General features: G+C 73.6%; 22 protein-coding genes. 12 read left to right on the forward strand and 10 right to left on the reverse strand.

Annotated elements, in window-relative coordinates:
• Positions 1-402: 402 nt before the first annotated feature.
• The 6 genes from AB0L40_RS15250 to AB0L40_RS15275 all read left to right on the forward strand — a co-directional run bounded on the left by AB0L40_RS15250 (position 403) and on the right by AB0L40_RS15275 (position 6,963).
• A complete protein-coding gene (locus AB0L40_RS15250) occupies positions 403-1,371 on the forward strand; it encodes a glycoside hydrolase family 3 N-terminal domain-containing protein (RefSeq protein WP_364355945.1) in 969 nt (322 codons plus the stop codon).
• Between the two features lie 535 nt (positions 1,372-1,906).
• Entirely contained in the window at positions 1,907-3,082 is a 1,176-nt protein-coding gene (gene urtA / locus AB0L40_RS15255; RefSeq protein WP_364356007.1) for an urea ABC transporter substrate-binding protein, read from the forward strand.
• A gap of 155 nt (positions 3,083-3,237) precedes the next feature.
• Positions 3,238-4,128 (forward strand): urea ABC transporter permease subunit UrtB, encoded by an 891-nt coding sequence (urtB, locus tag AB0L40_RS15260; RefSeq protein ID WP_364355948.1) that lies wholly within the window; start codon positions 3,238-3,240, stop codon positions 4,126-4,128.
• Positions 4,125-5,312, forward strand: a complete 1,188-nt coding sequence (gene urtC / locus AB0L40_RS15265; protein WP_364355951.1) for an urea ABC transporter permease subunit UrtC — start codon at positions 4,125-4,127, stop codon at positions 5,310-5,312. The genes urtB and urtC overlap by 4 nt, the downstream gene beginning before the upstream one ends.
• Positions 5,309-6,268 carry an urea ABC transporter ATP-binding protein UrtD gene (gene urtD, locus AB0L40_RS15270; RefSeq protein ID WP_364355954.1) on the forward strand — a complete coding sequence of 320 codons (960 nt, stop codon included), beginning with the start codon at positions 5,309-5,311 and terminating at the stop codon, positions 6,266-6,268. Before urtC ends, urtD begins: the two co-directional genes overlap by 4 nt.
• On the forward strand, positions 6,265-6,963 hold the full coding sequence (locus tag AB0L40_RS15275; RefSeq protein ID WP_364355957.1) for an ATP-binding cassette domain-containing protein: 699 nt from the start codon (positions 6,265-6,267) through the stop codon (positions 6,961-6,963). Before urtD ends, AB0L40_RS15275 begins: the two co-directional genes overlap by 4 nt.
• Positions 6,964-7,041: 78 nt before the next feature.
• Here AB0L40_RS15275 and AB0L40_RS15280 read toward each other — a convergent pair whose 3' ends face one another.
• Positions 7,042-8,517, reverse strand: a complete 1,476-nt coding sequence (locus tag AB0L40_RS15280; RefSeq protein WP_364355960.1) for a hypothetical protein — start codon at positions 8,515-8,517, stop codon at positions 7,042-7,044.
• A 232-nt stretch (positions 8,518-8,749) separates the two neighbouring features.
• A complete protein-coding gene (locus tag AB0L40_RS15285) occupies positions 8,750-10,039 on the reverse strand; it encodes an endo-1,4-beta-xylanase (RefSeq protein ID WP_364355963.1) in 1,290 nt (429 codons plus the stop codon).
• A 488-nt stretch (positions 10,040-10,527) separates the two neighbouring features.
• Between AB0L40_RS15285 and AB0L40_RS15290 the strand changes: the two genes are divergently transcribed.
• The 4 genes from AB0L40_RS15290 to AB0L40_RS15305 all read left to right on the forward strand — a co-directional run bounded on the left by AB0L40_RS15290 (position 10,528) and on the right by AB0L40_RS15305 (position 14,169).
• Positions 10,528-12,045, forward strand: coding sequence for a BNR-4 repeat-containing protein (locus AB0L40_RS15290; RefSeq protein ID WP_364355966.1), 1,518 nt, complete (start codon positions 10,528-10,530; stop codon positions 12,043-12,045).
• A 59-nt stretch (positions 12,046-12,104) separates the two neighbouring features.
• Positions 12,105-12,623 carry a MarR family winged helix-turn-helix transcriptional regulator gene (locus AB0L40_RS15295; protein WP_364355969.1) on the forward strand — a complete coding sequence of 173 codons (519 nt, stop codon included), beginning with the start codon at positions 12,105-12,107 and terminating at the stop codon, positions 12,621-12,623.
• Between the two features lie 89 nt (positions 12,624-12,712).
• On the forward strand, positions 12,713-13,768 hold the full coding sequence (locus tag AB0L40_RS15300) for an MsnO8 family LLM class oxidoreductase (protein ID WP_364355972.1): 1,056 nt from the start codon (positions 12,713-12,715) through the stop codon (positions 13,766-13,768).
• A complete protein-coding gene (locus tag AB0L40_RS15305) occupies positions 13,765-14,169 on the forward strand; it encodes a nuclear transport factor 2 family protein (protein ID WP_364355975.1) in 405 nt (134 codons plus the stop codon). Before AB0L40_RS15300 ends, AB0L40_RS15305 begins: the two co-directional genes overlap by 4 nt.
• Here the strand turns inward: AB0L40_RS15305 and AB0L40_RS15310 are convergent.
• The 4 genes from AB0L40_RS15310 to AB0L40_RS15325 all read right to left on the reverse strand — a co-directional run bounded on the left by AB0L40_RS15310 (position 14,147) and on the right by AB0L40_RS15325 (position 18,491).
• Positions 14,147-15,547 carry a hypothetical protein gene (locus AB0L40_RS15310; RefSeq protein WP_364355977.1) on the reverse strand — a complete coding sequence of 467 codons (1,401 nt, stop codon included), beginning with the start codon at positions 15,545-15,547 and terminating at the stop codon, positions 14,147-14,149. The genes AB0L40_RS15305 and AB0L40_RS15310 overlap by 23 nt on opposite strands.
• A gap of 118 nt (positions 15,548-15,665) precedes the next feature.
• Positions 15,666-17,375, reverse strand: a complete 1,710-nt coding sequence (ureC, locus tag AB0L40_RS15315; protein ID WP_364355980.1) for an urease subunit alpha — start codon at positions 17,373-17,375, stop codon at positions 15,666-15,668.
• Positions 17,376-17,469: 94 nt separating this feature from the next.
• Positions 17,470-17,892, reverse strand: a complete 423-nt coding sequence (locus AB0L40_RS15320) for an urease subunit beta (protein WP_364355983.1) — start codon at positions 17,890-17,892, stop codon at positions 17,470-17,472.
• Between the two features lie 296 nt (positions 17,893-18,188).
• On the reverse strand, positions 18,189-18,491 hold the full coding sequence (locus tag AB0L40_RS15325) for an urease subunit gamma (protein ID WP_364355986.1): 303 nt from the start codon (positions 18,489-18,491) through the stop codon (positions 18,189-18,191).
• Positions 18,492-18,613: 122 nt separating this feature from the next.
• Here AB0L40_RS15325 and AB0L40_RS15330 point away from each other — a divergent pair, with 122 nt between their 5' ends.
• On the forward strand, positions 18,614-19,696 hold the full coding sequence (locus AB0L40_RS15330) for a HoxN/HupN/NixA family nickel/cobalt transporter (RefSeq protein ID WP_364355989.1): 1,083 nt from the start codon (positions 18,614-18,616) through the stop codon (positions 19,694-19,696).
• A 403-nt stretch (positions 19,697-20,099) separates the two neighbouring features.
• Here AB0L40_RS15330 and AB0L40_RS15335 read toward each other — a convergent pair whose 3' ends face one another.
• The 3 genes from AB0L40_RS15335 to map form a co-directional block, all read right to left on the reverse strand.
• A complete protein-coding gene (locus AB0L40_RS15335; RefSeq protein WP_364355992.1) occupies positions 20,100-20,753 on the reverse strand; it encodes a hypothetical protein in 654 nt (217 codons plus the stop codon).
• 638 nt (positions 20,754-21,391) lie between these two features.
• Complete coding sequence (locus AB0L40_RS15340) at positions 21,392-22,627, reverse strand: trypsin-like serine protease (protein ID WP_364355995.1); 1,236 nt, start codon at positions 22,625-22,627, stop codon at positions 21,392-21,394.
• A gap of 296 nt (positions 22,628-22,923) precedes the next feature.
• The gene (gene map, locus AB0L40_RS15345; RefSeq protein ID WP_364355998.1) at positions 22,924-23,790 is read right to left on the reverse strand and encodes a type I methionyl aminopeptidase; all 867 of its coding nucleotides are present in this window, start codon (positions 23,788-23,790) and stop codon (positions 22,924-22,926) included.
• Between the two features lie 242 nt (positions 23,791-24,032).
• Between map and purF the strand changes: the two genes are divergently transcribed.
• On the forward strand, positions 24,033-25,427 hold the full coding sequence (gene purF, locus AB0L40_RS15350; protein ID WP_364356001.1) for an amidophosphoribosyltransferase: 1,395 nt from the start codon (positions 24,033-24,035) through the stop codon (positions 25,425-25,427).
• Between the two features lie 35 nt (positions 25,428-25,462).
• Here purF and AB0L40_RS15355 read toward each other — a convergent pair.
• The coding region (locus AB0L40_RS15355) for an HtaA domain-containing protein (RefSeq protein ID WP_364356004.1) at positions 25,463-26,624 on the reverse strand (1,162 nt) is incomplete at its 5' end.

Genomic DNA, 26,624 nt, shown 5'->3' on the forward strand with positions numbered 1-26,624 from the left:
TCGAACAACCCGACCTGCCCCGACCGCTCCGCAAGCACCCACCAAGGATCCCGAAACCGCCGGACAGACCCCCGACAATTTCAGCGGTCTTCTAGCCTCGGAGCGATGCCGTGCCGCCTCCCCAGGACGACCGCACCCCTCGCCGCCACCGCCCTGCTCGTGCTCGCGGGCTGCGGGGGAGACGATCCGACGGCACCCGCCGCGCCGGCGCCGGAGGACGGTGCGGCGGTCACGCGAACGGCCCCGGGCGACGCGGCCGCAGGGGCCGGGACGGCCGGTGACCCGGGTGCCGCCGACGCCGCCCGCGGCGATGGGACACCGGACGACGGCGGGCGGACGGGCGACGGCGCCTCGGCCGGGAAACGGTCGGACGACCCGCCCGGGGACGGCGCGCCTGCGCCGATGCCCTCCCGCCTGGCCCTCGGCCAGATGATCGTCGCGCGGTTCTCCGGGCCGTCGCCGTCCCCGTCGCTGCTGCGCCGGGTCGGCCGCGGAGAGGTGGGCGGCGTGATCCTCTTCGCCGACAACGTGACGGGTGGGCCGAGGCGCGTTCGTCGCTCGGTGTCGCGCCTGCAGGCGGTCGCGCGGCGCGGCGGCCATCCGCCGCTCCTGGTGGCGATCGACCAGGAGGGCGGGTCCGTCCGGCGGCTGCCCGGCGCGCCCGTCCCGGCGGCCGCCGACATGGGCTCCGCGAGTGCGGTCCGGTCGCAGGGCCGGCGCACCGCGCGGCTGCTGACCCGGGCCGGCGCGACCGTCGACCTCGCGCCTGTCGCGGACGTCTCCTCCGGGGCGCGGGCGTTCCTCGGTGACCGCGCCTTCGGACGCTCGCCCGACCGCGTGGCGTCCCGGGCGTGCGCGTTCGCCGACGGCCTGGGCGACGGGGGCGTCGCGGCGACGCTCAAGCACTTCCCCGGCCTGGGTCGCGCGACGACGAACACGGACCTGGCGCGGTCGCGGGTCGCCGGCGGACCGGCGGCGCTGCGCGGCGACCTCACGGCCTACCGGCGCTGCGGCGGCGACGACACGACGCTGGTGATGATGAGCAGTGCCAGCTACCCCGGCCTGCTCGGACCGCTGCCCGCCGTCCTCACGCCCGACGCCTACCGCCGCGAGCTGCCCCGGGCGACGGGCGGCCGCCCGGTCACGATCAGCGACGACCTGGAGACCCCGGCGGTCACGGCCCATGACCGGCCGGCCCGTCGCGCGGTCAACGCCGGCCTCGACCTGCTGCTCTACGCCGGCTCCGAGCGCGCGTCGGCGGACGCGTTCGCCCGCCTCCGCGCCGACGTTCGGGCGGGCCGGATCCCGAAGTCCCGGATCCGCGACGCGGCCACGCGGATCACGGCGCTGAAGGCGCGGCTCGCGCGGTAGCGCGGACGCTCCGGACCTCCCCGCCGACGCCGAACGGCTGCAGATAGGCCCCGCTGGGCGCTACGAACCTGCGGTACCCACCCCCACCGCGCCGCCCCTCGCCCGGCCCCCGCCGGCGCCCCCACCGCCCGCGACCCCTCCCGACCGGCCCGTTCACCCCGGGTGAGCCCGCGCCCCGCGGGGTGAGGGCCCGGCCGGGGCCTCACCCGTCACGCCGGCTAGCAGTCCCGAGGGTGAGGTGAACGGCGCCGATCCCGCTCCCGGCGCCCACCGACGTCGTCCATCGGGCGCACGGCGGGGCGGCGTCCCGGCGGCAGGCTCCACCGGGTCCAGTCACCGACGCCGCGACCGTCTCTCCTTGGACGGGAGCGGCGTCCGGGGGCCGGATGCGGTGCGACCGCCCGGTCGTGCCGGACGAGACCACGCCGGCCGGGCCGCCCCGGTCGCCGAACCCTGGGGGGACGTCGTGCCAGCACGACCGCATCACCGAAGCGCCCGCACCTGGATCGCCACCGGCCTGCTCTGCACGGTCGGGCTGTTCGCCACCGGCTGCGCCAGCGACGACGACTCATCGTCCGCGTCGAAGTCCGGCGGGGGAGACACCGTCAAGGTCGGCGTGCTCCACTCGCTGAGCGGCACGATGGCGATCTCCGAGGTCTCGGTGAAGGACTCCGAGCTCCTCGCCATCGAGGAGCTCAACGCCAAGGGCGGCGTCCTCGGCAAGAAGATCGAGCCGGTCATCGAGGACGGCGCGTCCGACTGGCCGACGTTCGCCGAGAAGGCCCAGAAGCTGATCTCGCAGGACAAGGTCGCCGCGACGTTCGGCGGCTGGACCTCGGCGTCCCGCAAGGCGATGCTGCCGGTCTTCGAGCGCAACAAGTCGCTCCTGTACTACCCGGTCCAGTACGAGGGCCTCGAGGCCTCACCGTACATCTTCTACACCGGCGCGACGACCAACCAGCAGATCATCCCGGCGCTCGAGTTCCTGAAGGAGAAGAAGAAGACGAAGTCGATCTACCTCGTCGGCTCCGACTACGTCTTCCCGCGCACGGCCAACAAGGAGATCAAGGCCTGGGCCGCGGCCAACGGCATGAAGGTCCTCGGCGAGGAGTACGCGCCGCTGGGCTCCACCGAGTTCTCGACGATCGTCAACAAGGTCAAGGCCGCCAAGCCGGACGCGATCTTCAACACGCTCAACGGCGACTCCAACGTCGCGTTCTTCAAGCAGCTCGAGGGCGCCGGCCTGCCGGCCACGAAGCTGCCGGTCGTCTCCGTCTCCGTCGCCGAGGACGAGGTCCGCGGCATCGGCGCGGACAAGGTCAAGGGCCAGATCGTGGCCTGGAACTACTACCAGACGACCCCGGGGGCGGCGAACGAGGCGTTCGTCAAGGCCTACAAGGCCAAGTACGGCCAGAAGCGCGTCACGGACGACCCGATCGAGGCCGGCTACGTCGGCGTGAAGCTCTGGGCCGCCGCGGTCGAGAAGGCCGGCTCCACGGACCCGGAGAAGGTCAAGGCCGCGTCCAAGGGCCTGACGCTGGACGCGCCGGAGGGCAAGGTCACGATCGACGGCGAGAACCAGCACATCTACAAGACCGCCCGCATCGGCGTCATCAACCCCGAGGGCCTGATCGACACGGTCTACGAGTCCGACGGTCCGATCAAGCCGGATCCGTTCCTGAAGACCTACCCCTGGGCCAAGGGCCTGTAGGACGGACCCCGAGCCGGACCGCCCGGCCCGGGGCCCCGCCCGCCGCCCGGCCCGGGAGCGCACGCAGCGCTCCCGGGCCCGTGTGGTCGGCGGGGTCCCGGGCCGCGGGCGCCCGGCCCCCCGGTCCGTCACGGCCACCCCCGAAAGGAGCACCCGTGGAACAGCTTCTCTCCCAGATCTTCGTCGGCTTGAGCATCGGATCGATCCTCTTGCTCGTCGCCCTCGGCCTGACGTTCACGTTCGGCCAGATGGGCGTCATCAACATGGCGCACGGCGAGTTCATCATGGCCGGCGCGTACACCACGTACGTCATGCAGCAGGCGCTCGGCGACGGTGCGACCGCCACCGCCTTCCTGCTCGCGATCCCCGCCGCGCTGCTCGTCGCCGGGACCATGGGGCTGCTGCTCGAGGGGCTCCTGATCCGGAGGCTCTACGGCCGGCCGCTCGACACGCTGCTGGTCACCTGGGGCGTCGCCCTCGTCCTGCAGCAGGCCGCCCGCGACATCTTCGGCGCGCAGAACGTCGAGGTGAAGAGCCCGGGCTGGCTGAACGGCGGCACGCAGATCATCGGCGTCGACGTCGCCTACAACCGCCTCTTCATCATGGGCCTGGCGCTCGCCGCCACCGCCGGCGCCTGGTACGTCGTCGAGCGGATGAAGCAGGGCCGCCGGATGCGCGCAGTCATGCAGAACCGCCAGCTCGCGGCCGCCAGCGGCATCGGCACCGCCAGCGTCGACCGGCGGACGTTCTTCCTCGGCTCCGGCCTCGCCGGCGTCGCGGGCGTCGCGATCACCCAGCTGGGCTCGGTCGGACCGACGCTCGGCACCAACTACATCATCGACGCGTTCCTGGTCGTCGTCGCCGGCGGGCTCGGGAAGCTCCGCGGCGCCGTGATCGCGGCCGTCGTCCTCGGACTGTGCAACTCGCTGATCGAGTACTGGACGGAGGCGAGCCTCGCCAAGGTCATCGTCTTCGTGCTGATCGTCGCGTTCCTGCAGGTCCGGCCACAGGGCATCGTCGCCCAGGAGACGAGGGGTCTCGCATGAGCAGCGCCACCGACGACCCCGCGACCGCTCCGGCGGCCGCGGGGACCACCCCCGAAGGCGGCGGGCCCGGCTGGTTCCGGCGCAACGTCGTCGGCACGAAGGCCGACGTCGGGCCGCGGATCGCGTTCGCGATCATCGCGTTCCTCCTGATCGTCGTCGCCCCGGCGATGCTCTCGAGCTTCCGCCTGGACCTGCTCGCCAAGTACCTCGTCTTCGCGATCGTCGCGGTCGGGATCGCGCTGGCGTGGGGGCGGGGCGGCATGCTCGTCCTCGGCCAGGGCCTGTTCTTCGGGCTCGGCGGCTACGTGATGGCGATGCACCTGCAGCTCGCCGACGCGCCCGAGGGCCAGAACCCGATGTTCATGAGCCTCACCGGCGCGGAGGACCTGCCGGGGCTCTGGAAGCCGTTCGAGTCCCCGGTCTTCACGCTGATCATGGTCGTCGTGCTGCCGATGGCGGTCGCGACGCTGCTGGGCCTCCTGGTCTTCCGCAGTCGGGTCCGCGGGCCGTACTTCGCGATCCTCACGCAGGCGCTCGCGGCGGCGTTCGTGATCCTCCTGGTCGGCCAGCAGGACCTCACCGGCGGCACCAACGGGCTGACGGTCTCGACGTTCTTCGGGCTCGACCTGGCCGACAGCGGGGACAAGCTGACGCTCTACTTCGTCGTCCTCGCGGCGCTGCTGGTGGTCTTCCTGATCGCCCGGCAGATGGTCCGCAGCCGCTACGGCAAGCTGCTCGTCGCGGTCCGCGACGGGGAGGACCGCGTGCGCTTCCTCGGGTACAGCCCGACGACCGTGAAGGTCGTGGCGTTCGCGTCCGCGGCCGGCATGGCGGGGATCGCCGGCGCGCTGTTCGTGCCGATCGTCGGGATCATCTCGCCGACGTCGCTGGGCATCGTGCCGTCGATCGAGATGGTCATCTGGGTGGCCGTCGGCGGCCGGATCTCGATGGCGGGCGCGATCGCCGGCGCGGTCCTCGTGAACTTCGCGAAGACCGAGCTCAGCGAGCAGTTCCCGTCCGGCTGGCTCTACGCGCAGGGGCTCCTGTTCATCCTCGTCGTCGCGTTCGCGCCGGCCGGGCTGGCGGGTGCCGGTGCGTGGCTGAAGGGCTGGCGCGAACGGCGCGGAGCGCGCGGCACCAGCGGGCCCGGGATCACCGGGCGCACGGCGGAGGAGGCGGCATGAGCACCCCGACGACCACCCCGCCCGAGGCGGCGAAGAAGCGGGACCCGACGGCCCCGTGGCCGATCCTGCAGATCCGCGGGCTGGGGGTGACGTTCGGGGGCTTCCAGGCCCTGACGGACGTCGACCTCGACGCGCGGCAGGGCGAGGTCCACTTCCTGATCGGCCCCAACGGCGCCGGCAAGACGACGCTCGTGGACATCATCACGGGCCTCACGAAGCCCACGACGGGGTCCGTGAAGTTCGACGACCAGGAGCTCACGGGCCACAAGGAGCACCGGATCGTCCACATGGGCGTCGGCCGGTCGTTCCAGGCGGCCACGGTCTTCGAGACCCTGACCGTGGCGGAGAACCTCGACATCGCGGCGAGCTTCCGGATGGGGCTGCGCAGCCTCCTGCGGCAGCGCCGCGGGATGCGGCCCGAGGTCGTCGAGGCGCTCGAGGTCACCGGCCTGCGCGACGTCGCGGACCGCCCGGCGGGCGAGCTGGCGCACGGCCAGAAGCAGTGGCTGGAGATCGGCATGCTGTTCACGCAGAAGCCGCGGCTGCTGCTCCTGGACGAGCCGGTCGCCGGCATGAGCCCCGACGAGCGAACCCGCACCGGCGAGCTCGTCCGCTTCGTGGCCAAGGACTGCACGGTCCTCGTCGTCGAGCACGACATGGACTTCATGCGGCGGTTCGCCGACCGCGTGACGGTCCTGCACGAGGGCAAGGTGCTCAAGGCCGACGCGACGGTCGCCGAGGTCCAGGCCGACGCCACCGTCCAGGAGGTCTACATCGGGCGCGCCAAGGACGACCGCAACTCGGTCTCCCGCGGCGCCGCCGACGCCGGCGAGGCGCCGTTCGCTCCGCCGGCCGACGACCCGGACGCGCCGGGCCCCGCCCCGCTGGACGCGGGCGTCACCGACGCGCCGGGCGCCCCGCCCGCGAGCGCCACCACGAAGGAGGAGGACGCATGAGGCTCTCGGCCGTCGACCTCGACGTCGCCCACGGGCGCACGCAGGTCCTGTTCGGCGTCTCCATGGCCTTCGAGGAGGGCGGGAGCACCTGCATCCTCGGCCGCAACGGCGCCGGCAAGACGTCGCTGATGAACGCGATCATGGGGGTGCTGCCGGTCCGCTCGGGCACGGTCGCCCTCGACGGCGAGGCCATCACCGGCATGGCGCCGTGGGACCGCGTCCGCGCGGGCATCGGCTACGCGCCGCAGGAGCGCTCCGGGTTCGGCGGCATGTCCGTCGCGGAGAACCTCGCGGTGGTGCTGGAGGCCCGCAAGGGCGCGAAGCGGTCGGACATCGACGAGGTCCTGGACCTCTTCCCGCGCCTGAAGCCGCTGCTCAAGCGGCCGGTGGCGTTCCTCTCCGGCGGCCAGCGCCAGCAGCTCGCGATCGCCCGCGCGCTGCTGACGAAGCCGCGGCTCCTGATGCTCGACGAGCCGACCGAGGGCATCCAGCCGTCGATCGTCGCCGAGATCGAGGAATCGATCCTGGCGCTGCGCGACCGCGACGGCATCGGCCTCCTGATCGCGGAGCAGTACGTCGAGATGGCGCTGCGGATGGCCGAGGACTACGTCGTCCTCGAGGCCGGCCACGTCGTCGCCAGCGGCAAGACCGCAGACATGGACGAGGCCGCCGCCGGCAAGCTGCTGGCGATCTGAGGAGCCGGGAACCGCGGCGCCCGCTCGGGAGGCAAGTGCGCGATCGGGCCCTGCGGAATCGGGCGGGAGATCCGCCGGTCATCCGCCGAACGGACCGGAGGGCGGGCAGGCTGAGCTCCCCGGGACGGGGTCGGCGATCCCCAGGGTGTTCCCGGCAGTCAAGGGGCGGTATCGGATGCGGTAGTCAGCCGCCTTCCACCACTCCGAGAGGACGTATCGGTTCATGTTCGGGGTGACGATCTGGCGAATGATGCGACGCCCACAGGCGACCTGCTTGAGCCCTCCGGACCCCCACGCACCCTGGACCCCTGCGACACCTCTTCGGGCGCCGACGTAGCTCGTCAGCCACGTTGCTTGAGCGATGTTGTCCGAGGCGACCACGGCGGTGGGAACGAGGTCTGGTCCGATCGCGGCGATGAGCGATTCATTGTCCGTGTACTGGCCCGTGGACGGATCGAGCGATCGCCGGACGCCGAACGCGCCCGCGAGCAGGAGCACACCCAGGACGATGACCGACGCGGCGTTCTTCTTGAGCGTCGCGGCGAGACCGACGAGGAGGAACGGGATCGCGGGGACGAGGTATCGCGGCGTGACGATGTCGGGACCGACGGCGGAGACGACGACGATGAGGCCCGGTCCGCCGAGACCCGCGAGCAGGACGGCCCGCCTCCGGGCCCCGCGCAGCGCGAGCGCACCTGCGGCCAAGATGAGGGCCGCGATACCGACGGTGCGCAGCCACTCGTCACCGTCGAATCGACCTTGCCACGAGGTCGCGAGGACACGACGGAGGTCGAGACCACCGAGCTCGGTGAACGCGTCGACGCCGGCCCCGGCGGAGTCGTATTGCGTTCGCGCGAAGATCGCGGCGGCGACCCACAGGGCTCCGGCGATCCCGACAACTAGGAAGGCGCGGCGGCGCGGCGCGCGCAGCAACACGGCCACAGCAACGATGGCGGCTGGAAACGCGGCGACGTAGTGCATCCACGGAACGAGGCCCAGCATGATCGCAGCAACGACTGAACGCTTCGGAGTCCATCCGCGGTCGGCCGCATGGAAGAGGAGGACCGCGGCGAGCGCAGCAGCGGTCGCTGACGGGCCGTAGGCGCGAACCTGTTGGCCGTACTGCAAGAGCGCTGGCGAGAGCGCAGTGAGCCACGCCGCGGCAACGATCCCGAAGCGGCTCGCCCCGATCTGACGAGCGAGGACCGCCGTCAACGGGATGAGCGGCAACGTCGTCAGGACGACCGGCAGACGCATCGATGCGTGCCCGTTCTTTCCGAGACCGTCGACGACCGCGCGAAGCGCGAGGTAGAACGGCGGAGGGGCGACCTCCTGCTCCTTCAGGACGTCCCAGAACCCGCTGAGCGTTGGCTGGCTGGCGACGTACCAACTTGCTCCCTCGTCGAGAAACAAGGGTGCACCGAGTTGCTGAACCCACATCGCCAGGGCGCAGAGCGTCGCGGCGAGCACCCACCAGACGGTCGGGTCGAATCCGCGAATGCGCGCGCTGATGGGGGCTGCGGGGGCCTGTGGTTTGACGGAAACGGCGCTCACGGTGGGACCTTGCCGATACTTGAGGTCCGGCGAACGCTATCCGGGATCGCCGCCCTGCGCGGGCACGCAGGACGGCCCGCCATCTACGGCTGGTGCGCCGCGGGCGACCGCCCTGCCCGCACTCAGCCAGGGCGACCCCGAAGACGGCAGAGGATCTCCACCTGACGGCAGGCGACGCCCCGAGCGAGACCATGACGTTCCAGACGGCGCCTGGGCTCGGTCGACGTCTACATCACTGGCAGAGACGCGAGCAGATCTGCGCCCAAGCGTCCTTCGGCTGCCACCCCACCGTGAACGGCAGGGGCCACTCGTGGTTCGGTCCCCCGGCCGGAACGAACGCATCTCGCCACGTGTACTTGTCCCCGACCCCCCAGGTATTGAAGCCGGTACACCCCACATCGTTCTGGCATGCGCTTGCGATGTTGGCGTAGAGGTCCCGCTGTGCCAATGCCTGGCCGGTGGACGAGACGTACGAGGAGGTCGGGATCGCGTACCGCACGTCCATCTCGGTCACCATCACGCTCACACCTCGGCTGGTGTACGAAGTGAAGTACGGTTGCATGATCGACTGCGTGTGCCCCGCCAGCGAGTTCGTGTCGAGGTGCATCTGCAGTCCGATCCCGTCGATCGGGACGCCCTGGCTCCGAAGTGCGAGGATCCGCGAGCGGCCGTAGCGGGACGCGTCGTTCTCGTCGTCGAGGCCCGCTTCGTTGGCGTAGAGCTTCGCCGTCGAGTCCGCTTCTCGGGCCCAGCGGAATGCGTCCGCGATGACGCTCTCGCCGAGCTCGTTGGTCCAGAAACACGGACGCTGCTTGCCGTCACCGTTGTTCGGCGAGCCTGGCGTCGGGTCGACGAAGAACTCGTTCGTGACGTCCCAGCTCGTGACCTGCGTCTTGTAGCGCAGGACGACATCGTGGATGTAGACGCGGAGGAACTTCCGGAGCATGTCCGTCCGGGTTTGGCCGTTGGGGAACAGGACGTTGAAGAGTGGGAGCCACGGTGGCTCGCCCTGGCCGTTCGTGCTGCAGAACACGAGGGTGTGCCCGCGCAGCTTCTTGTTGTTCTGTGCTGCGTATGACGCGATCTTGTCCATCGTCGCGTAGTTGATGCCCGTGGACAGCACGGTGTCGCCGATCATGATGGGCATGGACGTCCACAGCGCGTTCATCTTCATCTCGTTCTCCGGTACGAGGACGCCATAGTTTTGCTGGAAGGCGTTGCGGTACGCGGCTGCGTCCGGGGTGTTCGGCGACAGCTTGGCCCAGTCCATCGCCGCGCCGAGCGGCACCTTCCGCGCTTCCGCCACCGTTGCGAGGCTCATGGCAGCCACGACGCACAGCAGCATCGAGATCAGCATCGTGCGGATCGACCGACCGGCAAAGGTCGAAGGGCCGCCGGCCGAGCCATCGGCATCGCCGATCTGGCGGAACCTCCCTCCGTCCGACCACGAACCGTACCCCGTCGAAGGCGGGGTGTCTTCTCCTGAGTTTTTCACTGGTTCTCCTGGCTTCAGGGCGACCACGCCGACCCGTTGGGCAGCAGCGTATAGTGCGGCGTACGCATCGTGGAAATCGTCGATCTGTCGAGCCGATCCGGGCGCTGGAGCTGGAGCTTTACCCGATCGCTGAGGCGTCAGCGTCGGTGCTGGCCCGGGTGCGCTGCGCGGGGTCCGGACGACGCGGCGCCCCATGCGGGCGAGCTAGCTGATCCGTCGAGCGGACGGGCGGGGCGCGGTGGATGGCTCCGAGCGGCGCCTAGGCTAGGTCCGAGGAGGTGCATCTCGGCCGCCGGCGCTGGAAGGTCCACGCGGCGCCCGCTTCGAGCTCCGGGCGCTGCACGCCGGTGCACGTCGTGCTCGCCGGGCCGAAGGCGAACACCGTACGTGCCCGGCGCGATCTGCCTATCCGGCTAGTACGATCCGCGCGCCACCGAGCGCCGAAGGCCCCGCGCCGAAGCGTGTTCGGGACGAGGGCCCCGCTCGTCCGTAGCCAGTCGTCCCAAGGACCCGCCGTGCCCCGCGCCCCGTTCCCGCTCCGCCCACCCCTGCGCCTCCTCGTGGTGCTCGGGCTCGTCGGGCTCGTAGCCCTCGTCGTCGCCTTCGCCCCCCGCGGCGCGGCGCCGGTCGCGCAGGCGGCCGCGGTGCCGTCGGACTGCCTGCGCACCCAGGCGCTGCAGGTCGAGACGAGCCCGGCGCCGGGCGCCCTCCCGCAGCGGGTCGCGCTGCAGACGCGCCGGCTCGGCCCCGGCGCGTGGAGCTACTTCGGCGACCAGCGGGCGGTCGCCTACGGCCCGTGGCTGTACACCGGGTGGATCACGAACGGGGGCCGCGTCAAGGTCGCCCGCTACAAGCCAGGGACGACCGAGCCGGTGGAGGTCGTGACGCTCGGGACGACGGGCAACGACGACCACAACAACCCGAGCCTGATGGTCACCGCCAAGGGCCGGATCGTCGCCTTCTTCAGCCCGCACTCGGGGCGCTACCTGCCCAAGTCCGGGCCGGCGCGGATGTACTACCGCTTCACCGTCAAGCCCGGCGGGATCAAGGAGTGGACGACGGCGAAGGAGATCCCGGTCAACGCGCCCGGCGAGCTCGGCTTCACGTATCCCAACCCGATCTCGCTGAACGCCGACAAGACCTTCCTGGCGTGGCGCGGCGGCTGCTGGAAGCCCACGTTCTCGATCCGCGAGGGCACCACCTGGAGCCCGGCCCGCGAGATCGTCCAGGGCCCGAAGGGGCAGCGCCCGTACGCCAAGTACGCGGTCGGTCTGCCGGGCAGCGGCGTGGTGCACATGTGCTACACCGAGAGCCACCCGAACCAGAGCGACACGAGCGTCCACTGCCTCGAGTACAAGGACCGCCGCTTCAGCAAGGCGAACGGCGAGCGCGTCGCGGGCCTGAACGAGCTGCCGATCCCCGCCGCCAACGGCGACGTCGTCTACCCGTACGACCCGAAGCTCGGCAAGGCGTGGGTGATGGACGTCGCCGACGACGGCCACGGCCGGCCGCTCGTCATCTTCTCCGTGGGCTACTACCGGGGCTGGCAGCGTTTCATGTACGGGCGCTGGACCGGCGAGAAGTGGCAGGTCACCGAGATCGCTCCGGCCTTCTCCGACGGCTACCAGCGTCACACCGCGGGGCTGTTCGAGACCGGCGGCATGGCGTTCGACCCCCTGGATCCCTACGTCGTCTACCTGGGCCGCGTCATCGACCATCGCGCGAAGGTCGAGAAGTGGCAGAGCTTCGACCAGGGCCTGACGTGGGCGCGCGCCCAGCGTGTCAGCCCGACGAGCCGCAACTGCTTCCGTCCGACGACCGCGGCCGTGAAGGGGCGGACGACCGTGCTCTTCGTGTGCGGCAACCTCAAGGACTGGACGCACTTCCACACGTCGATCCAGGCGGTGACGCTCGGCGCCCCGGGCTCGGCGGCGCCCCCGGCCGACCCGACGCCGAACCCGCTGACGGCGACGACGCCGGCGACCGGGGCGGACCCGGTGCCCACCTCGACCGAGGCCGCGCCGGCGTCGTAGGGCACCGGCTGGGACACCCGATCCCCGGGCACCCCGGACCCGCGAGCTACGATCGGGGCGTGCGCTCGATCGCGATGCCCGGTCCCGAGATCGTCGGCGAGGCGGGCGACTCCCCGGTCGGACGGCTGGAGGTCGGCGTCTCCGCCCTGGTCCGGTGGATGGGCGGTCGGCCGATCCAGGACCGGGTCGGCGCGTCCGCGGGCGTCGACCTGCCCGCGGCGTCGGTCGGGCTGCTGGAGCACCTCGAGGTCGCCGGACCGATGCGGGTCTCGGACATCGCGGCGTGCCACCAGGTCGACACGTCGACCGCGACCGTCCGGATCCAGGGGCTGCAGCGCGACGGGCTCGTCGTCCGGACCCCCGACCCGGCGGACCGGCGGGTCTCGATGATCGCCATCAGCGTCCGCGGCCGGGACGCGGTCGCACGCCTGCGCGCGGCCCGCCGCGCGCTCCTCGCCGACCTGTTCGCGGAGGTCGACGCGGCGGAGATCGAGCAGGTCGCGGCGCTCCTGCGGCGCGTCGAGCAGCGCATGATCGACGCGGCCCACGGCTCCGCGGTGCCCGCGCCGTCCCCTTGAGTGCATGCAGCGGGCGGTCCCCGGCGAGGTAGTTGGGGACTACCAACCACCTGGTACGGTGGCCCGATGGCCCCCGCCGAGCACTCCGGATGAACGTCTCGATCATCGACCTGGGCACGGTCGGGCCCGACGGGGACGAGTCTCGCGCGCTCGCCGAGTCGATCCGGACCGCCCAGCACGCCGAGGCCCACGGCTTCCACCGGGTCTGGTTCGCCGAGCACCACGTGACCGCGTCCAACGCGTCGCACCACCCCGAGCTCCTGATCGCGGCCGCGGGCGCCCAGACCTCGCGAATCCACGTCGGCTCCGGCTCCGTGCTCCTGAACCACTACAGCCCGCTGAAGGTCGCCGAGATGTTCCAGCAGCTCGAGGCAATGTACCCCGGTCGCGTCGACCTGGGGATCGGGCGGGCCTCGGGCGGCCCGGCGATCGACCTGGCGCTGCGCCCGGATCGCCGCTCGCAGCCGGTCGACGACCATCCGCAGCGGGTGGCCGAGGTGCTCGCCTGGCTCGAGGGGACCTTCCCGGCGGAGCACCCGTTCGCGGGCCATCCGCTGATGCCGTCCGTGACCGGCCGCCCCAGCACCTGGCTGCTGGGCTCCAGCCCCCAGGGCGCCGGGCTGGCCGCGCAGCTCGGGCTGGGCTACACGTTCGCCGGGTTCATCAACCCCGGAGCGGCCGCGGGGGCGCTGCAGGACTATCGGCGGCGCTTCCGGCGTCGCGACGCCGGGCCCGCGGAGCCGCGGGCGATGCTGGCGGTCAACGTCTCCCTCGGCGAGGACGACGACGACGGGCGGCGGCTGGTCGGCTCGGCGAAGGGCTTCTACGCGCGGCTGGGCCGCCTCGGCGCCGCGGCGACCATCCCGCCGGGGGACGTCGGGCTCGCGGAGCTGACCCCGGAGCAGCGCGACGAGCCGACGTCGATCGTCCGCGGTCGCTGGCCGCGCTTCGTGGCGGGCGGCCCCGACGCGGTGCGCGCGACGCTGGAGGAGATGCTCCAGCAGAGCGGGGCCGACGAGCTGATGGTCCAGAACCTGATCGCCGACCCGGAGGACCGTCGCGCGTCCCACGCCCGCCTCGCCCGCCTCCTCGGGCTGCAGAGCGCGGCCCGTCCGGAGGCTGCGCCGGCGCGGTCGGGCACGTGAGCCCGGAGGACCAGCTCGCCGTGCACGCAGTGATCGCGCGCTACGGCCACGTCCTGGACACCGGCGGCGAGCCGTTCGCCACCGTCTTCACCGCCGACGCGGAGTTCGTCGTCGCGCTCCCCGACGGCACCGTCTCGCGGTCGCGGGGCATCCGCGACGTCGTGACGATGCTGACCGGCGCCCCGGAGGATCCCCGGCCCCGCCCCGACCGCCCGGCGTTCTCGCACCACACGACCAACGTCGAGATCGTCGCGTCGACCGACGACTCCTGCGAGGTCCGCAGCAAGTACTTCCGTCTCGGACCGCCCGGCGTCGCGATCGGCCAGTACCTCGACACCGTCGTGCGGACGCCCGACGGCTGGCGGATCGCCCGGCGGGTCACCGTGCCCCACGGCGGCTGACGCGCCGCGGCGCGGTGGTGCCCTCCAGCAGCGGCCCGGTCGCCCGGCCCTGCAGGACGACGCTCTGCACCGGGTCGCCGGAGAAGGCGACCGCGATCCGCCGCAGGCCCGGCCGCCCCGGCAGGCGGCTGCGGCAGCTCGGGTACGCCGGGTTGGTCTCGTCGTCCCGCCGCACGCCGCCGCAGGTCAGGCCGCCGTAGGCGCGGCGGAAAACCTCGAGGCTGTCCCCGATCCCGGCCCCCGCGGCGGTCTGGGCGTCGTCGTCGGTCACGACCACCGCGAGCACGCGGGAGCGGCTGACGACGAGGGCCAGGCCGTCGTAGCGCCAGGTCCCGCCGTCGGGCAGCTTCGCGGGCAGCGCGAGGTCGCGCGGCGCGTCCAGCGGCCGGCCTGCGGCGCGGTCGCCCTCCGGGACGATGGTGGGCGTCCCGAGGCGGGCGCGGACGTCGCTCAGGCGGGCCCCGACCTCGATGCCGCGGAAGGCGCCGGTCCGGTCGCTCAGCGCCGCCGGGCTCGCGGGGGTCCGGTCGATCACGCGGCGGTCGGTGTGCACGCCCCAGGCCGCGAGCGCCACCGCGAGCGTCGCGACGCCGACGGCGGCCCGGGGGAGGACCGACGCCGCCGACGGCCGGCGCGCGGCGGCCCGGCGCGACCCAGCCGCGGCGGCCCCGACGAGCACCGCCCCGAGGACGCCCATCACCGGCACGTCGAACATCGCCCACGCCAGCGGCGACTCCGCGCGGGACAGCGGCGCCAGCACCGCCAGGAGCGCCACGGGGAGCAGCATCGTCCGGAAGGCCGCGGTCGTCGCGGCGCCCGGGCGGGCGGCCGCGAGGCCCAGCGCGACGACGGCGACGCCCCACGCGACGTAGCCGCGGGCGCCGGAGGAGGGCTCCCACGGGTCGGCGGTGACGAGCAGGCTGGTGCATGCGGCGAGGACGACCGCGGTCCCGACGAGGAGCGTGGGCCGGCCCCGGCGGTCGCGGGCCGTCGTCGCGACCGCGTGCGCGCGCTCCTCCGCGTCGTGGACCATCCGCACCGCCTCGTCACGGACGCCGTCGGCGACGTCGCGGACGATCCGCGCCCCGCCGACGGTCCGCTCGCGGGTCTCGCGCGCGAGCACCCGCGCGACGGCGATCCGCTCCCCGAGCCGCCGCGGCAGCCAGCGCGGCACGTCGCCGGGCGCCGGAGCCGGACGGCCGGTCTCGGGACGGTGGTCGAGCCCGGCGCGGCGCTCCCACGGGCGCACCAGCGGCGGCGGCGTCTCGTAGCGCGCGGGACGGTCGTCGGCGTCCGCGCCCAGCTCCTCCTCGTCCGCACGCAGCACGCCCTCCGGGTACCCGGAGGGGCTCGGGTCGGAACGGGGACGGCGCGCCATCACGTGCGAGCGTACGGCGGTACGCGGGCCCCCGCATCAGGGACGCGCGGTGGCGATCACTCGACGTCTCCACGCGGGCGTCCACCCGGCGCAGCGCCTGTGCTCCGGCCCGCGCCCCTCAGAAGAGGAAGTACCGCTGCGTCATCGGCAGCGACTCCGCCGGCTCGCTGTAGGCCCGCTCGCCGTTCACGGTCACGACGTAGGTCTCGGGATCGACCTGGATGTCGGGCGTCTCGCTGTTGTGGATCATGTCCTGCTTGCCGACCGTCCGGGTGCCCGAGACCCCGACGACGCGGCGGTCCAGGCCGATCGCCTCCGGGACGCCGTCGGCGATCGCGGCCTGCGACAGGAACGTCACGCCGGTCTCGCGCGGGCCGCGGCCCAGGGCGCCGAACATCGGGCGCATCATCACCGGCTCGGGCGTCGGGATCGACGCGTTGGGGTCGCCCATCTGCGCCCACGAGATGGAGCCGCCCTTGAGCACCAGCTCGGGCTTGATGCCGAAGAACGCGGGCTCCCACAGGACCAGATCGGCGAGCTTGCCGACCTCGACCGAGCCGATCTCCGACGCCATCCCGTGCGTGATCGCGGGGTTGATCGTGACCTTCGCGACGTAGCGCTTGACCCGCTCGTTGTCGCCGGTCGCGTCGGTGTCGTCGCCGAGCGGCCCGCGCTGTTCGCGCATCTTGTGGGCGGTCTGCCAGTTGCGGGTCCAGACCTCGCCGACGCGGCCCATCGCCTGCGAGTCCGAGCTCATCATCGAGAGGACGCCGAGGTCGTGCAGGACGTCCTCCGCGCCGATCGTCTCGCCGCGGATCCGCGACTCCGCGAAGGCCACGTCCTCGGGGATCTCGCGGCTCAGGTGGTGGCACACCATGAGCATGTCGAGGTGCTCCTCGAGCGTGTTCCTCGTGTACGGCCGCGTGGGGTTCGTCGACGACGGCATCACGTGCGCCTCGCCGGCCAGGCGGACGATGTCCGGCGCGTGGCCGCCGCCGGCCCCCTCGGTGTGGAACGTGTGGATCGCCCGGCCGGCGATCGCGTCGAGGGTGTCCTCGACGAAGCCGGCCTCGTTCAGCGTGTCGGTGTGGATCGCGACCTGGACGTCGAACTCGTCGGCGACCTCGAGGCAGACGCGGATCGCCTGGGGCGTGGTGCCCCAGTCCTCGTGGAGCTTCAACCCGCAGACGCCGGCGCGGATCTGCTCCTCCAGCGGCGCGGGCGCCGAGACGTTGCCCTTGCCCAGCAGCCCGACGTTGACCGGCAGGTCCATCGTCTGCAGCAGCATCTGGTGGACGTGCCAGATGCCCGGCGTGCAGGTCGTCGCCTTCGTGCCCGACGCCGGCCCGGTGCCGCCGCCGATCATCGTCGTGACGCCCGACGCGATCGCCTCGTTGGCCTGCTGCGGCGAGATCCAGTGGATGTGGCTGTCGATGCCGCCGGCGGTGAGGATCCGGCCCTCGCCGGCGATCACCTCGGTCGCGCCGCCGACCGGCAGCGTGACGCCGTCCATCGTGTCCGGGTTGCCGGCCTTGCCGATGCCCGCGATCCGGCCGGCCTTCAGGCCGACGTCGGCCTTGACGATCCCCCAGTGGTCGACGATCACGACGTTCGTGATGACCGTGTCCATCGCGCCGCCGGCCGCCGTGATCGTGCCCTGGCCCATGCCGTCGCGCAGCGACTTGCCGCCGCCGAAGACGGCCTCCTCGCCCGCGAGCGTCAGGTCCTCCTCGACGCGGACGGTCAGCGCGGTGTCGGCCAGGCGGACGCGGTCGCCGACGGTCGGGCCGTACATCCGCGCGTAGCGGTGGCGGGAGAGGCTGCTCATCGGTCGGACTCCGGGACGGAAGGGGTGGTGGGGCGGGCGCCGGCCGGCACGAGGGGACGGCGGCGGGGCCCCAGAGAGCGACGGGCGGGCCGCATCACGGGGCGTCGGCGAAGGCGGTCGTCGTGCCCGACGGCCCGTCGTCCAAGAAGCCGCCGGCCTTGAGCCGCTCGAGCGCGGCCCCGCGCATCCCCGGCTCGTCCAGCGCGCCCTCGACGAGCCCGTGGAACCCGCGGATCACGCGGCCTCCGCCGAACGGCAGGACCTCGACCTCGCGGACCTCGCCCGGCTCGAAGCGCACCGCGGTGCCCGCCGGGATCGCCAGCCGCATCCCGTAGGCCGCGGCCCGGTCGAAGCGCAGGCCCTTGTTGGCCTCGAAGAAGTGGAAGTGGCTGCCGACCTGGACCGGACGGTCGCCGGTCGAGACGACGCGGATCGTGGTGCGCGGGGCGTCGGGGCGCAGCGGCACGTCGCCCGCGGCGGGCAGCAGCTCGCCCGGGACGATCGGGCCGGCGGTCATCGCGCACCCCGGGGGTGCCCGGGGCGCCCGGCCAGCGCGTTGCGGACCGCCGCGAGCGTCGGGGCGGGGCGCCCGGACGACGAGCCCGGGCGGGACGCGGCGTGGTCACCCGACGGGGCGACGGGCGACGTCCCGGCTCGTCCGGACGACGGTGCGGGGGCGCGCGTCCCGACGACCGGCCGCGACGGCCGGGCGAGATCCTCGGCCGGGTGTCGGGCGTGCTCGGCCACGAGGGCCCGCCGGACGGCGGCCAACCGGGTGGCGGGGAGGGCGGGCTTGCGCATCGGGGACCTCACTCAGACGATCGGGTCGTGGACGGTGACGAGCTTGGTGCCGTCGGGGAACGTGGCCTCGACCTGGACCTCGTGGATCATCGACGGCACCCCGTCCATGACGTCCTCGGCGGTCAGGACGGTCTTGCCGAACGTCATCAGCTCCGACACGCTGCGGCCGTCGCGGGCTCCCTCGAGCAGCTCGCTGGTGATCAGCGCGATCGCCTCCGGGTGGTTCAGGCGCAGGCCGCGTTCGCGCCGCCGGCGGGCGACGTCGGCGGCGACGTGGATGAGCAGTTTCTCCTGCTCGCGGGGGCTGAGACGCATCACGAACGATCCTAGGTCCCGTACCGTCGCTCGCGTGACCGCGCGGGGAACGGCCCGCCCGGGTGGTCTTGGACGCTCGGACAAACCACGACCACCGGGCCGCGGCCTAACGTGGCCGGGCGATGGCGACGTCTCCCTCCCCGACGACCACCGGACCACCCGGCCCCCGCCCGTCGGTGCTCGCGCCGTTCCGCGGCATGATCGGCACGATCGTCGTGCTGCACGTGCTCGGCCTCGGGCTCCTGCTCATCGGCGCGCGTGGCGAGCACCACCTCGACGACGGCCAGACCTTCGGCCTGGCGACCGGCCTGCTGGCCTACACGCTGGGCCTCCGTCACGCGTTCGACGCCGACCACATCGGCGCGATCGACAACGTCACGCGGCGCCTCGTGGCCCGCGGGCAGCGTCCCGTCTCGGTCGGCTTCTGGTTCTCGCTCGGGCACTCGACCGTGGTCCTGGCGCTGGCGCTGCTGCTCGCCGTCGGGGTCAAGTCGATCGGCGGCGCGGTGCAGGACGACGGCTCGGCCCTGCACACGGTCACCGGCCTGATCGGCCCGATCGTCTCGACGGTCTTCCTGCTCGGGATCGCGGCCGCGAACGTCGCGCTGCTGCGCTCGGCCCTGCGGCGCCGGCGCGCGGTCCAGCGCGGGACCGACGCCGCCCCGGTCGCCGACGACGAGATCGCCGTCCGCGGGCCGCTGATGTCGCTGCTCGGGCCGATCGTCCGCCGCGTCGACCGGCCGGGGCGGATGTACCCGCTCGGCTTCCTCTTCGGCCTCGGCTTCGACACCGCCACCGAGGTCGCGCTGCTCGTCCTGGCCGGCGGCGGCGTCGCGGCCGGGCTCCCCTTCGAGGCGATCCTCGCCCTGCCGCTCCTGTTCGCAGCGGGCATGTGCGCCTGCGACACCGCCAACGGCGTCTTCATGCGCTCGACCTACGACCGCGCGGCCGGCGACGCGCACCGCCGCGCCGGCTACGACGTCCTGGTCACGGGCGTCTCGGTCGTCGCGGCCCTCGGCGTCGGCACGATCCAGGCGATCTCGATCGCCGGCGAGCAGCTCGACCTCACCGGCGGCATCTTCGCCTGGGTCGACGGCCTGGACATGACGATCGTCGGCTACGGCGTCGTCGGCGTCTTCCTCGCGGTCTGGATCGCGATGATCGCGGCGGCGAGGCGGACGAGGCCGGGGCCCACGGCGACCTGAGGATGGCGGGGGGGGCGGGGCGGTCCGGGACCGCGGCGGTCCGGGCCGGCCGGCGGCGGGAACCGGGATCGGTACCTGGGAGGAACGTTTCCTGGTGGGCGTGGCCGGGGCGGTCGGCGGGCGGGCCCGGTTGGCGGCGGGAACCGGGATCGGTACCTGGGAGGAACGTTTCCTGGTGGGCGTGGCCGGGGCGGTCGGCGGGCGGGCCCGGTTGGCGGCGGGAACCGGGATGGGTACCTGGGAGGAAGGTTTCCTGGTGGGCGTGGCCGGGGCGGTTGGCGGGCGGGGCCGGTTGGCGGCGGGAACCGGGATGGGTACCTGGGAGGAATGTTTCCTGGTGGGCGTGGCCGGGGCGGTTGGCGGGCGGGCCCGGCCGGCCGTTGCCGGCAGCCCGCCGACCGGCCTAGAGCGCCGAGCAGCCCGGCAGCGCCACGGTGACCTTGGCCTTGCGGGGGATCGCGACGACCGCGCGGCGGTAGATCGGGGTGCCGTCGTCACAGGAGTCCGGGCCGCTGAGGACGATCGTGCCGGCTCCGCGCAGGGTGCGGTGGCCCTTGTGCGTCGAGCGGACGACGACCTTGCCGCGGCCGGTGGCCGTCGGGGCGCTCCAGCCGGTCCAGCGCAGCTTCACGCCGCGGGCGCTCTTCGACGCCGCGAAGGTCTTCGGGCCCTCGAGGATCTTGCCGCGGCGGTCGACCACGACGGCGGCGATCGGGTCGTCGTCCGGGATCCCCTCGATCTCGATGCCCGAGTCGTCGACCGCTACCGTGGGGTCGTCGTCCCCGACCGGGACGTCGGAGTCGTCGGCGGTAGCGTCGTCGTCCACGGTCGTGTCGTCGGCCGCTGCGTCGTCGTCGGTGACGCGGACGAGCGTCGCCGACACGCCGGAGGTGGGCGCGGTGGGGCTCGCGGTCCAAGACCCCCCGCCGGCCGCGAGAGCCGGTCCGGGGTGCAAGGCGAGTCCGGCGGTGGCGGCGCCGGCGACGAGGAGCGCCAGCGCGGCGATCCGCGGCGACCAGGTCGGTTCCGGGGTCTCGCGTGGGTCGGGGGCCGTCATGGCACCGACGGTAGGCGCCTGCAGGGCCACCGGCACGCGATGTGGACCTTCGGCGGACGGTGGGTCATACGACCGTCTATCGACGCCGTCGGGCCGCTCGGGCCAACGGGCCGCTCCGGGCCCGCCCCCCCGGCTGGCGCCGCCTCTGGCTGGCCGTGGCCCCGGCCTGGCTCCGGCCCCGGACCCCGCCGGCCCCGGCTGCTCCGGCTCCGGCCCCGGCTGCTCCGGCTCCGGCCCCGGCTGCTCCGGCTCCGGCCCCGGCTGCCCCGGCTCCGGCCCCGGCTGCCCCGGCCCCGGCTGGTCCGGCCTCTGCCCCCGCTGGCCTCTGCCCCCGCTGGCCTCTGCCCCCGCTGGCCTCTGCCCCCGCCGGCCTCTGCCCCCGCCGGCCCGGGCCCCGCCGGCCCCGGCCCCGGCTGCTCAGGCCTCGGCCCTCTCCGGCCCCGGCCCCGGCTACTCCGGCCCCGGCTACTCCGGCCTCGGCCCTCTCCGGCCTCGGCCCTCTCCGGCCTCGGCCCTCTCCGGCCTCGGCCCTCTCCGGCCTCGGCCCTCGCTGGCCCCGGCTGCGCCGGCCCCGGCCCTCGCTGGCCCCGGCCACCGCCGGCCCCGCCCTCGCCGGCCCCGGCCGCCGCCGGCCCCGGCTAGCGGCGGACCTTCACCGTGTAGGGCCAGAAGGTCACGCCCGTGCCGCCGCCGTTGCGCGCCTGCACGGCGCAGCTGACGGACCAGCCGCGGTCCGTGGAGCGCAGCCTGTACGTCGATTTGCTGCTCAGGCCGCGGTTGCGCTCCTTCTTGCCCTTCACGAACACGAAGGCGTAGCGGAACTTCGCGCCGCTGCGCCACGAGCCGCGGCGGCAGCGGACGGTGCGCCCGACGCGGGCGGCGCTGCCGGTCAGCTTCACGCTGCGGCCGCCCCGGGGCGACAGGGGGGTCTCGTCCGGCGTCAGGTCGCGCTCGACGAGGGCCGCGTCGATGAACGAGCGGATCTCCGGGGCCGCGACGTTGGCGTAGAGGTTGCGGCCCTCCTCGCACGCCTCGCCGGACGTGTCGATCACGCCGGCGAGGAACCGGCCGCCGGGCGCGCCGGACGCCGCGGTGCCGCCGGAGTCGCCCTGGCAGGCGCCGGCGCCCGCCTGGTCGGAGCAGAGCAGCACGGCCGGGGCGTCGGTGCCGGCGGCGTCGACGTTCTTGTCCTGCTGGCAGAAGCCGATCGGGATGGCGCTGACGTCGACGCTGCGCAGCGTGCCGAAGTCGTCGCCCCCGGTGGTGCTGAGGCCGAAGCCCGTCAGCTGCACGTCGCGCGAGGTGTAGGCGTACTTGTTCCTCGGCAGGATCGACGAGCCGACGGCGGGCAGCGCCAGGGCGCCGACGCGGCCGGTCGCGAAGTTCAGCGGCGCGGCGAGGGTGACCACCGCGACGTCGTCGTCGAACTGCGCCGGGTCGTAGCGCGGGTGGACGCGCACGGCCGCGGCGCCGACCGTCGTCGCTCCCGGGTCCGCGCCGGCGTTGTAGTAGCTCGGCGTGCCGGCCACGACCTTGACCTGGGCCGGCGTCGCCCGCGTGCCGTTGCTCTCGACGAAGCAGTGCGCGGCGGTGACGACGTGGAGCGGGTCGAGCACGGTGCCGCTGCAGCCCTCGCCGGACGTCGGGGTCAGCGCCGTGAAGATCGCCACGGTGTACGGGGCCCCGAGGGTGTCGGGCAGGACGGTGCCGCCGACGATCCTGGGGGTCGCGCGCTCGCCCCCGGACGGGGCCGCGGGCACCGGTTGCGGATCCCATGCGGCGTGCGCGGAGGCCGAGCCGACCAGGCTCACGAGCACCGCACCGAGGACGGTGAGGACGGTGCGCGTCGTCGTACGGGGGCTGCGTGGCGTCATCGAGGAGGTCTCCTGCCCTGGCGCGACGGCGTGATGCGCGTCGCGGGTGTACGCAACCGTAGTGGGGCTGCGGGCATCCGCGTCGAGGACCCGGGTGGGCCCCGTCGTGCGGGAGCCCGGCGATCGCGGCGGCCCGGCGCCGGGGCGGCCCGCGAGGACGGCCCGCGGCAGGTGCCCCGGCCGGGGCGATCAGGCGCCCGCACAGGCGCCCGATCGCCGCTGGTGCGGCCCCCGGATGCCCCCGCCGGTGCGGCCCCCCCCGATGCCGCCCCCCGGTGCGGCCTCCGACCGCGCCCCTACAGCGGGACGTGCGTCGTCAGGACCTCGGCGCCGTCCTCGGTCACGAGGATCGTGTGCTCCTCCTGCGCGCTGCGGGAGCCGTCGACCGTGACGGCGGTCCAGCCGTCGGCCTCCCAGACCCGCGCGTCGGGGCTGCCGAGGGTGAGCATCGGCTCGATCGTCAGCGTCTGGCCGGGGAAGAACCGCTCGGTGCCGCGGCGGTCGTAGTTGTGCTGGATGTGCAGGCCGTCGTGGAAGTCCGGGCCGATGCCGTGGCCGCCGAACTGGTGGACGATCCCGAAGCGCCCCCGCACGAGCTTCTCGATCGCCTTGCCGATGTCCCGCACCTGGCCGCCGGGCTTGACGGCCGCGATCCCGGCGTCGACGGCGCGGCGGGTGGCCTCCATGAGGTCCTTGGAGTGCTGGTCGACCGCGCCGACGGCGAACGTCTGGTTGAGGTCCCCGTGGACGCCGCCGTAGTACGCGGTGACGTCGATCGTGACGATGTCGCCCTCGAAGAGCGTCGTCTCGAGGTCCGGGATCCCGTGGCAGATGACCTCGTTGATCGAGATGCACGAGGACTTCGGGTAGCCCCGGTAGTTCAGCGTCGACGGGTAGGCGCCGCGGGAGACCATCGCCTCGTGGGCGGCGGCGTCGATCTCGTCGGTCGTGACCCCGGGGGCGACCTTGGCGGCCGCGGCGGCCAGCGCCTCGGACGCGATGTCGGACGCGACGCGCATGTTCGCGAGCTCCTCCGCGGTGCGGGCGCGCGGCGGATGGGTCGGGCCGGGCTCGCCGAGCAGGGCGTAGACGGGGCGCGGGATCTCGCGCGGGACCTTGCGGCGGGGGGAGAGCGGGCCGGGGCGGAGGGGCGGGCGCGACATCACCGGGAAGGGTACGCGGCGACCGAGGCCGGCCCCTCCCGGGTGCGCGTGCGGCGTCCCGGCGGACGCCACGGGGCGGCCGGCCCCGCCGACGCCCGCCCTCTGCCTGATGCGCACAGAACCGAGTGAACCGGCTGTTACTCTCGCAAGAGGTGTCGCGGTGAAATCCCGCTTCCTACTCCCGGCGCCGGCGCATGGTTTCCACTACCGATCACCGTGAAGGCCCCCGCGACGAGTGTGGGGTGTTCGGCGTCTACGCCCCCGGGCGCGACGTCTCGAAGTTCGCCTACTACGGGCTGTACGCGCTACAGCACCGAGGCCAGGAGTCGGCCGGCATCGCGGCCGCCGACCTGGGCGGCTACATCATCACCCAGCGCGCGCTGGGGCTGGTGTCGCAGGTCTTCAACGAGCACGACCTCCGCGCGCTGACGGGCGACATCGCCGTCGGCCACACCCGCTACTCGACGACCGGCGGCAACGACTGGGAGAACTCCCAGCCGGTGCACCGCAACGACCTGCGCGAGCTCGCGCTGGCCCACAACGGCAACCTCGTCAACGCGGTCGAGCTGCACGCCGAGCTCGCCGCCCGCGGCGTCACGTTCCGGGCGACGACCGACTCCGAGATCATGGCGGCGCTGCTCGCCAACACCCCGGCGGACTCGCTCGCCGACGCGATCGTCGAGGTCATGCCACGCCTGAAGGGCGCGTACTCGACGGTCGTCATGGACCGCGACCGCGTCCACGCCTTCCGCGACCCGCAGGGCATCCGCCCGCTCGTCCTCGGTCAGCTCGAGGACGACGCCTGGGTCGCCGCGTCGGAGACGTGCGCGCTCGACATCATCGGCGCGACGTACGTCCGCGACGTCGAGCCGGGCGAGCTCGTGATCCTCGACGAGCGCGGCATCACGTCGATCATGGTCCAGCCGGGCCAGCGCGAGTCGTTCTGCCTCTTCGAGTACATCTACTTCGCCCGCCCCGACTCGCGCATGAAGGGCAACCTGCTGCAGAGCAGCCGCGGGCGGATGGGCGAGATCCTCGCCCGCGAGTCCCCGGTGCTCGGCGCCGACCTCGTCGTCCCGGTGCCGGACTCCGGCATCCCCGCCGCGCGCGGCTTCTCGCGCGCCACCGGGATCCCGATGGAGGACGGGTTCGTCAAGAACCGCTACGTCCAGCGCACGTTCATCCAGCCCGGCAACGAGCTGCGCCAGCAGGGCCTGCGGCTGAAGTTCAACCCGCTGCCCGAGGTCGTCGGCGGCAAGAGCCTCGTCGTCGTGGACGACTCGATCGTCCGCGGCAACACGACGCGCCAGCTCGTGAAGATGCTCAAGGACGCCGGCGCGCGCGAGGTCCACTTCCGGATCACCGCGCCGCCGATCCGCAACCCCTGTCACTACGGCGTCGACATGTCGGCGCGCGAGGAGATGGTGGCCCACGAGCGCACCGTCGAGGAGATCCGCGAGCACATCGGCTGCGACTCGCTGGCGTACCTGTCGCTCGACGGCGTCTACGAGGCGGTCCGCGGCGAGCGCTCCGGCCACTGCGACGCCTGCTTCACGGGGCAGTACCCGCTCGCGGGCACCGAGGATCACCTCGGCAAGTTCGCGCTCGAGAACCAGCTGCCGATGGTCGCCCGGTAGGACCCGGGGGCGCCGTCGGCGCCCCTTGCGGGCCCTCAGGGCCGCGTGACGATCAGGCTGACCGGGTCCAGCGCGTCGCCGGCGGGGTAGAAGCCGGCGAACGCGTCGGCGCCGGTGGCGGTGAGCTTCGCGGGGACGTTCGACCAGCTGAGCGTGCCGCCGGCGCCGACGCCGGCGGGGATCGTGCTCGTCGCGGGACCGAGGTCGGCGAACGCGACGTTCGGGTAGTCCACGATCCTGCCGTCGGACAGCTGCTTGCTGGAGACGTCGGCGTAGAGGGTGCCCGAGGTCGAGGCGGCCGGGACGACGACGCGCGGGTTGCGCACCCACAGCCGCAGGGCCGCGGCCTCGCCGACGCCGTACTTCTCGAAGGAGACACTGCCGTGGAACGCCGCGGTCAGCGCGCCCGTGCCGGCGTCGTAGGTGACGGTCGGGGTCTTCCAGCGGAAGAGGCCGGCGGGCGTCTGGCGCGCGCCGTCGGAGGGCAGGATCGAGCCGCCGGAGAGCACGTAGTTGCGGAACGACGCGCGGACGCCCCACTCGATGGCGTCGGCCAGCGGCGCGGTGTCGACCGGCGGCGCGCCCGGGCTCGGGACGACCGGGGCGGTCGGCGTGGTCGGGCTCGTCGGGGTGCCGGGCATCGTGCCCGTCCCGGTGCCGGTCCCCGGGACCGTCGAGCCGGGGCCGCCGGGCACCGCGAGCCGGACGCTGAGGGTCGAGCTGGCGAAGACGCCGGCCTTCAAGCCCTTGACGCCGAGCCGGCCGCGCAGCGTCTTCGCCGCGGCGGCGGTCAGGCGCCAGGAGACCTTCTTCCTCGTGGCGGTCCGCCTGGCGACGTTCACCGTCAGCGACCGCGCCTTCAGGGTGAAGAGCGTGCGGACCGCGCCGCCGTCGATCCGGCCGACGACGCGCGAGCCGGTGCCCAGCCGGACCCGCAGAGCCGTCAGGCGGGCCCGGCGGCTGCCGCGCTGCAGCAGCAGGCCGTCGGTCGCGTCGTGCTCCAGGAGCGTCGCGGGGCCGACCAGGCCCGTGCGGACGGGCAGGGAGACCGTCGTCCGCGTGGCCTTCGCCGCGCCGAGCGCGTCGACGTCCCCGCCCGCCCGGACCGTCGGGAACCCAAAGCAACGAGAAGGACCACCATGGCTGTTCAGACCGCATCGACGATCGACCGCGTCACGGAGCTGCTCGGCGACGACG

It is taken from the genome of Patulibacter sp. NPDC049589 (genome assembly GCF_040675535.1).
GTDB lineage: Bacteria > Actinomycetota > Thermoleophilia > Solirubrobacterales > Solirubrobacteraceae > Patulibacter.

Coding starts and splice junctions, on each gene's coding strand:
- AB0L40_RS15250 (WP_364355945.1), top strand. CDS start 403: ATGCCCTCCCGCCTGGCCCTCGGCCAGATGATCGTCGCGCGGTTCTCC.
- urtC (WP_364355951.1), top strand. CDS start 4,125: ATGAGCAGCGCCACCGACGACCCCGCGACCGCTCCGGCGGCCGCGGGG.
- urtD (WP_364355954.1), top strand. CDS start 5,309: ATGAGCACCCCGACGACCACCCCGCCCGAGGCGGCGAAGAAGCGGGAC.
- AB0L40_RS15275 (WP_364355957.1), top strand. CDS start 6,265: ATGAGGCTCTCGGCCGTCGACCTCGACGTCGCCCACGGGCGCACGCAG.
- AB0L40_RS15300 (WP_364355972.1), top strand. CDS start 12,713: ATGAACGTCTCGATCATCGACCTGGGCACGGTCGGGCCCGACGGGGAC.
- AB0L40_RS15310 (WP_364355977.1), bottom strand. CDS start 15,547: ATGGCGCGCCGTCCCCGTTCCGACCCGAGCCCCTCCGGGTACCCGGAG.
- ureC (WP_364355980.1), bottom strand. CDS start 17,375: ATGAGCAGCCTCTCCCGCCACCGCTACGCGCGGATGTACGGCCCGACC.
- AB0L40_RS15320 (WP_364355983.1), bottom strand. CDS start 17,892: ATGACCGCCGGCCCGATCGTCCCGGGCGAGCTGCTGCCCGCCGCGGGC.
- AB0L40_RS15325 (WP_364355986.1), bottom strand. CDS start 18,491: ATGCGTCTCAGCCCCCGCGAGCAGGAGAAACTGCTCATCCACGTCGCC.
- AB0L40_RS15330 (WP_364355989.1), top strand. CDS start 18,614: ATGGCGACGTCTCCCTCCCCGACGACCACCGGACCACCCGGCCCCCGC.
- AB0L40_RS15335 (WP_364355992.1), bottom strand. CDS start 20,753: ATGACGGCCCCCGACCCACGCGAGACCCCGGAACCGACCTGGTCGCCG.
- AB0L40_RS15340 (WP_364355995.1), bottom strand. CDS start 22,627: ATGACGCCACGCAGCCCCCGTACGACGACGCGCACCGTCCTCACCGTC.
- map (WP_364355998.1), bottom strand. CDS start 23,790: ATGTCGCGCCCGCCCCTCCGCCCCGGCCCGCTCTCCCCCCGCCGCAAG.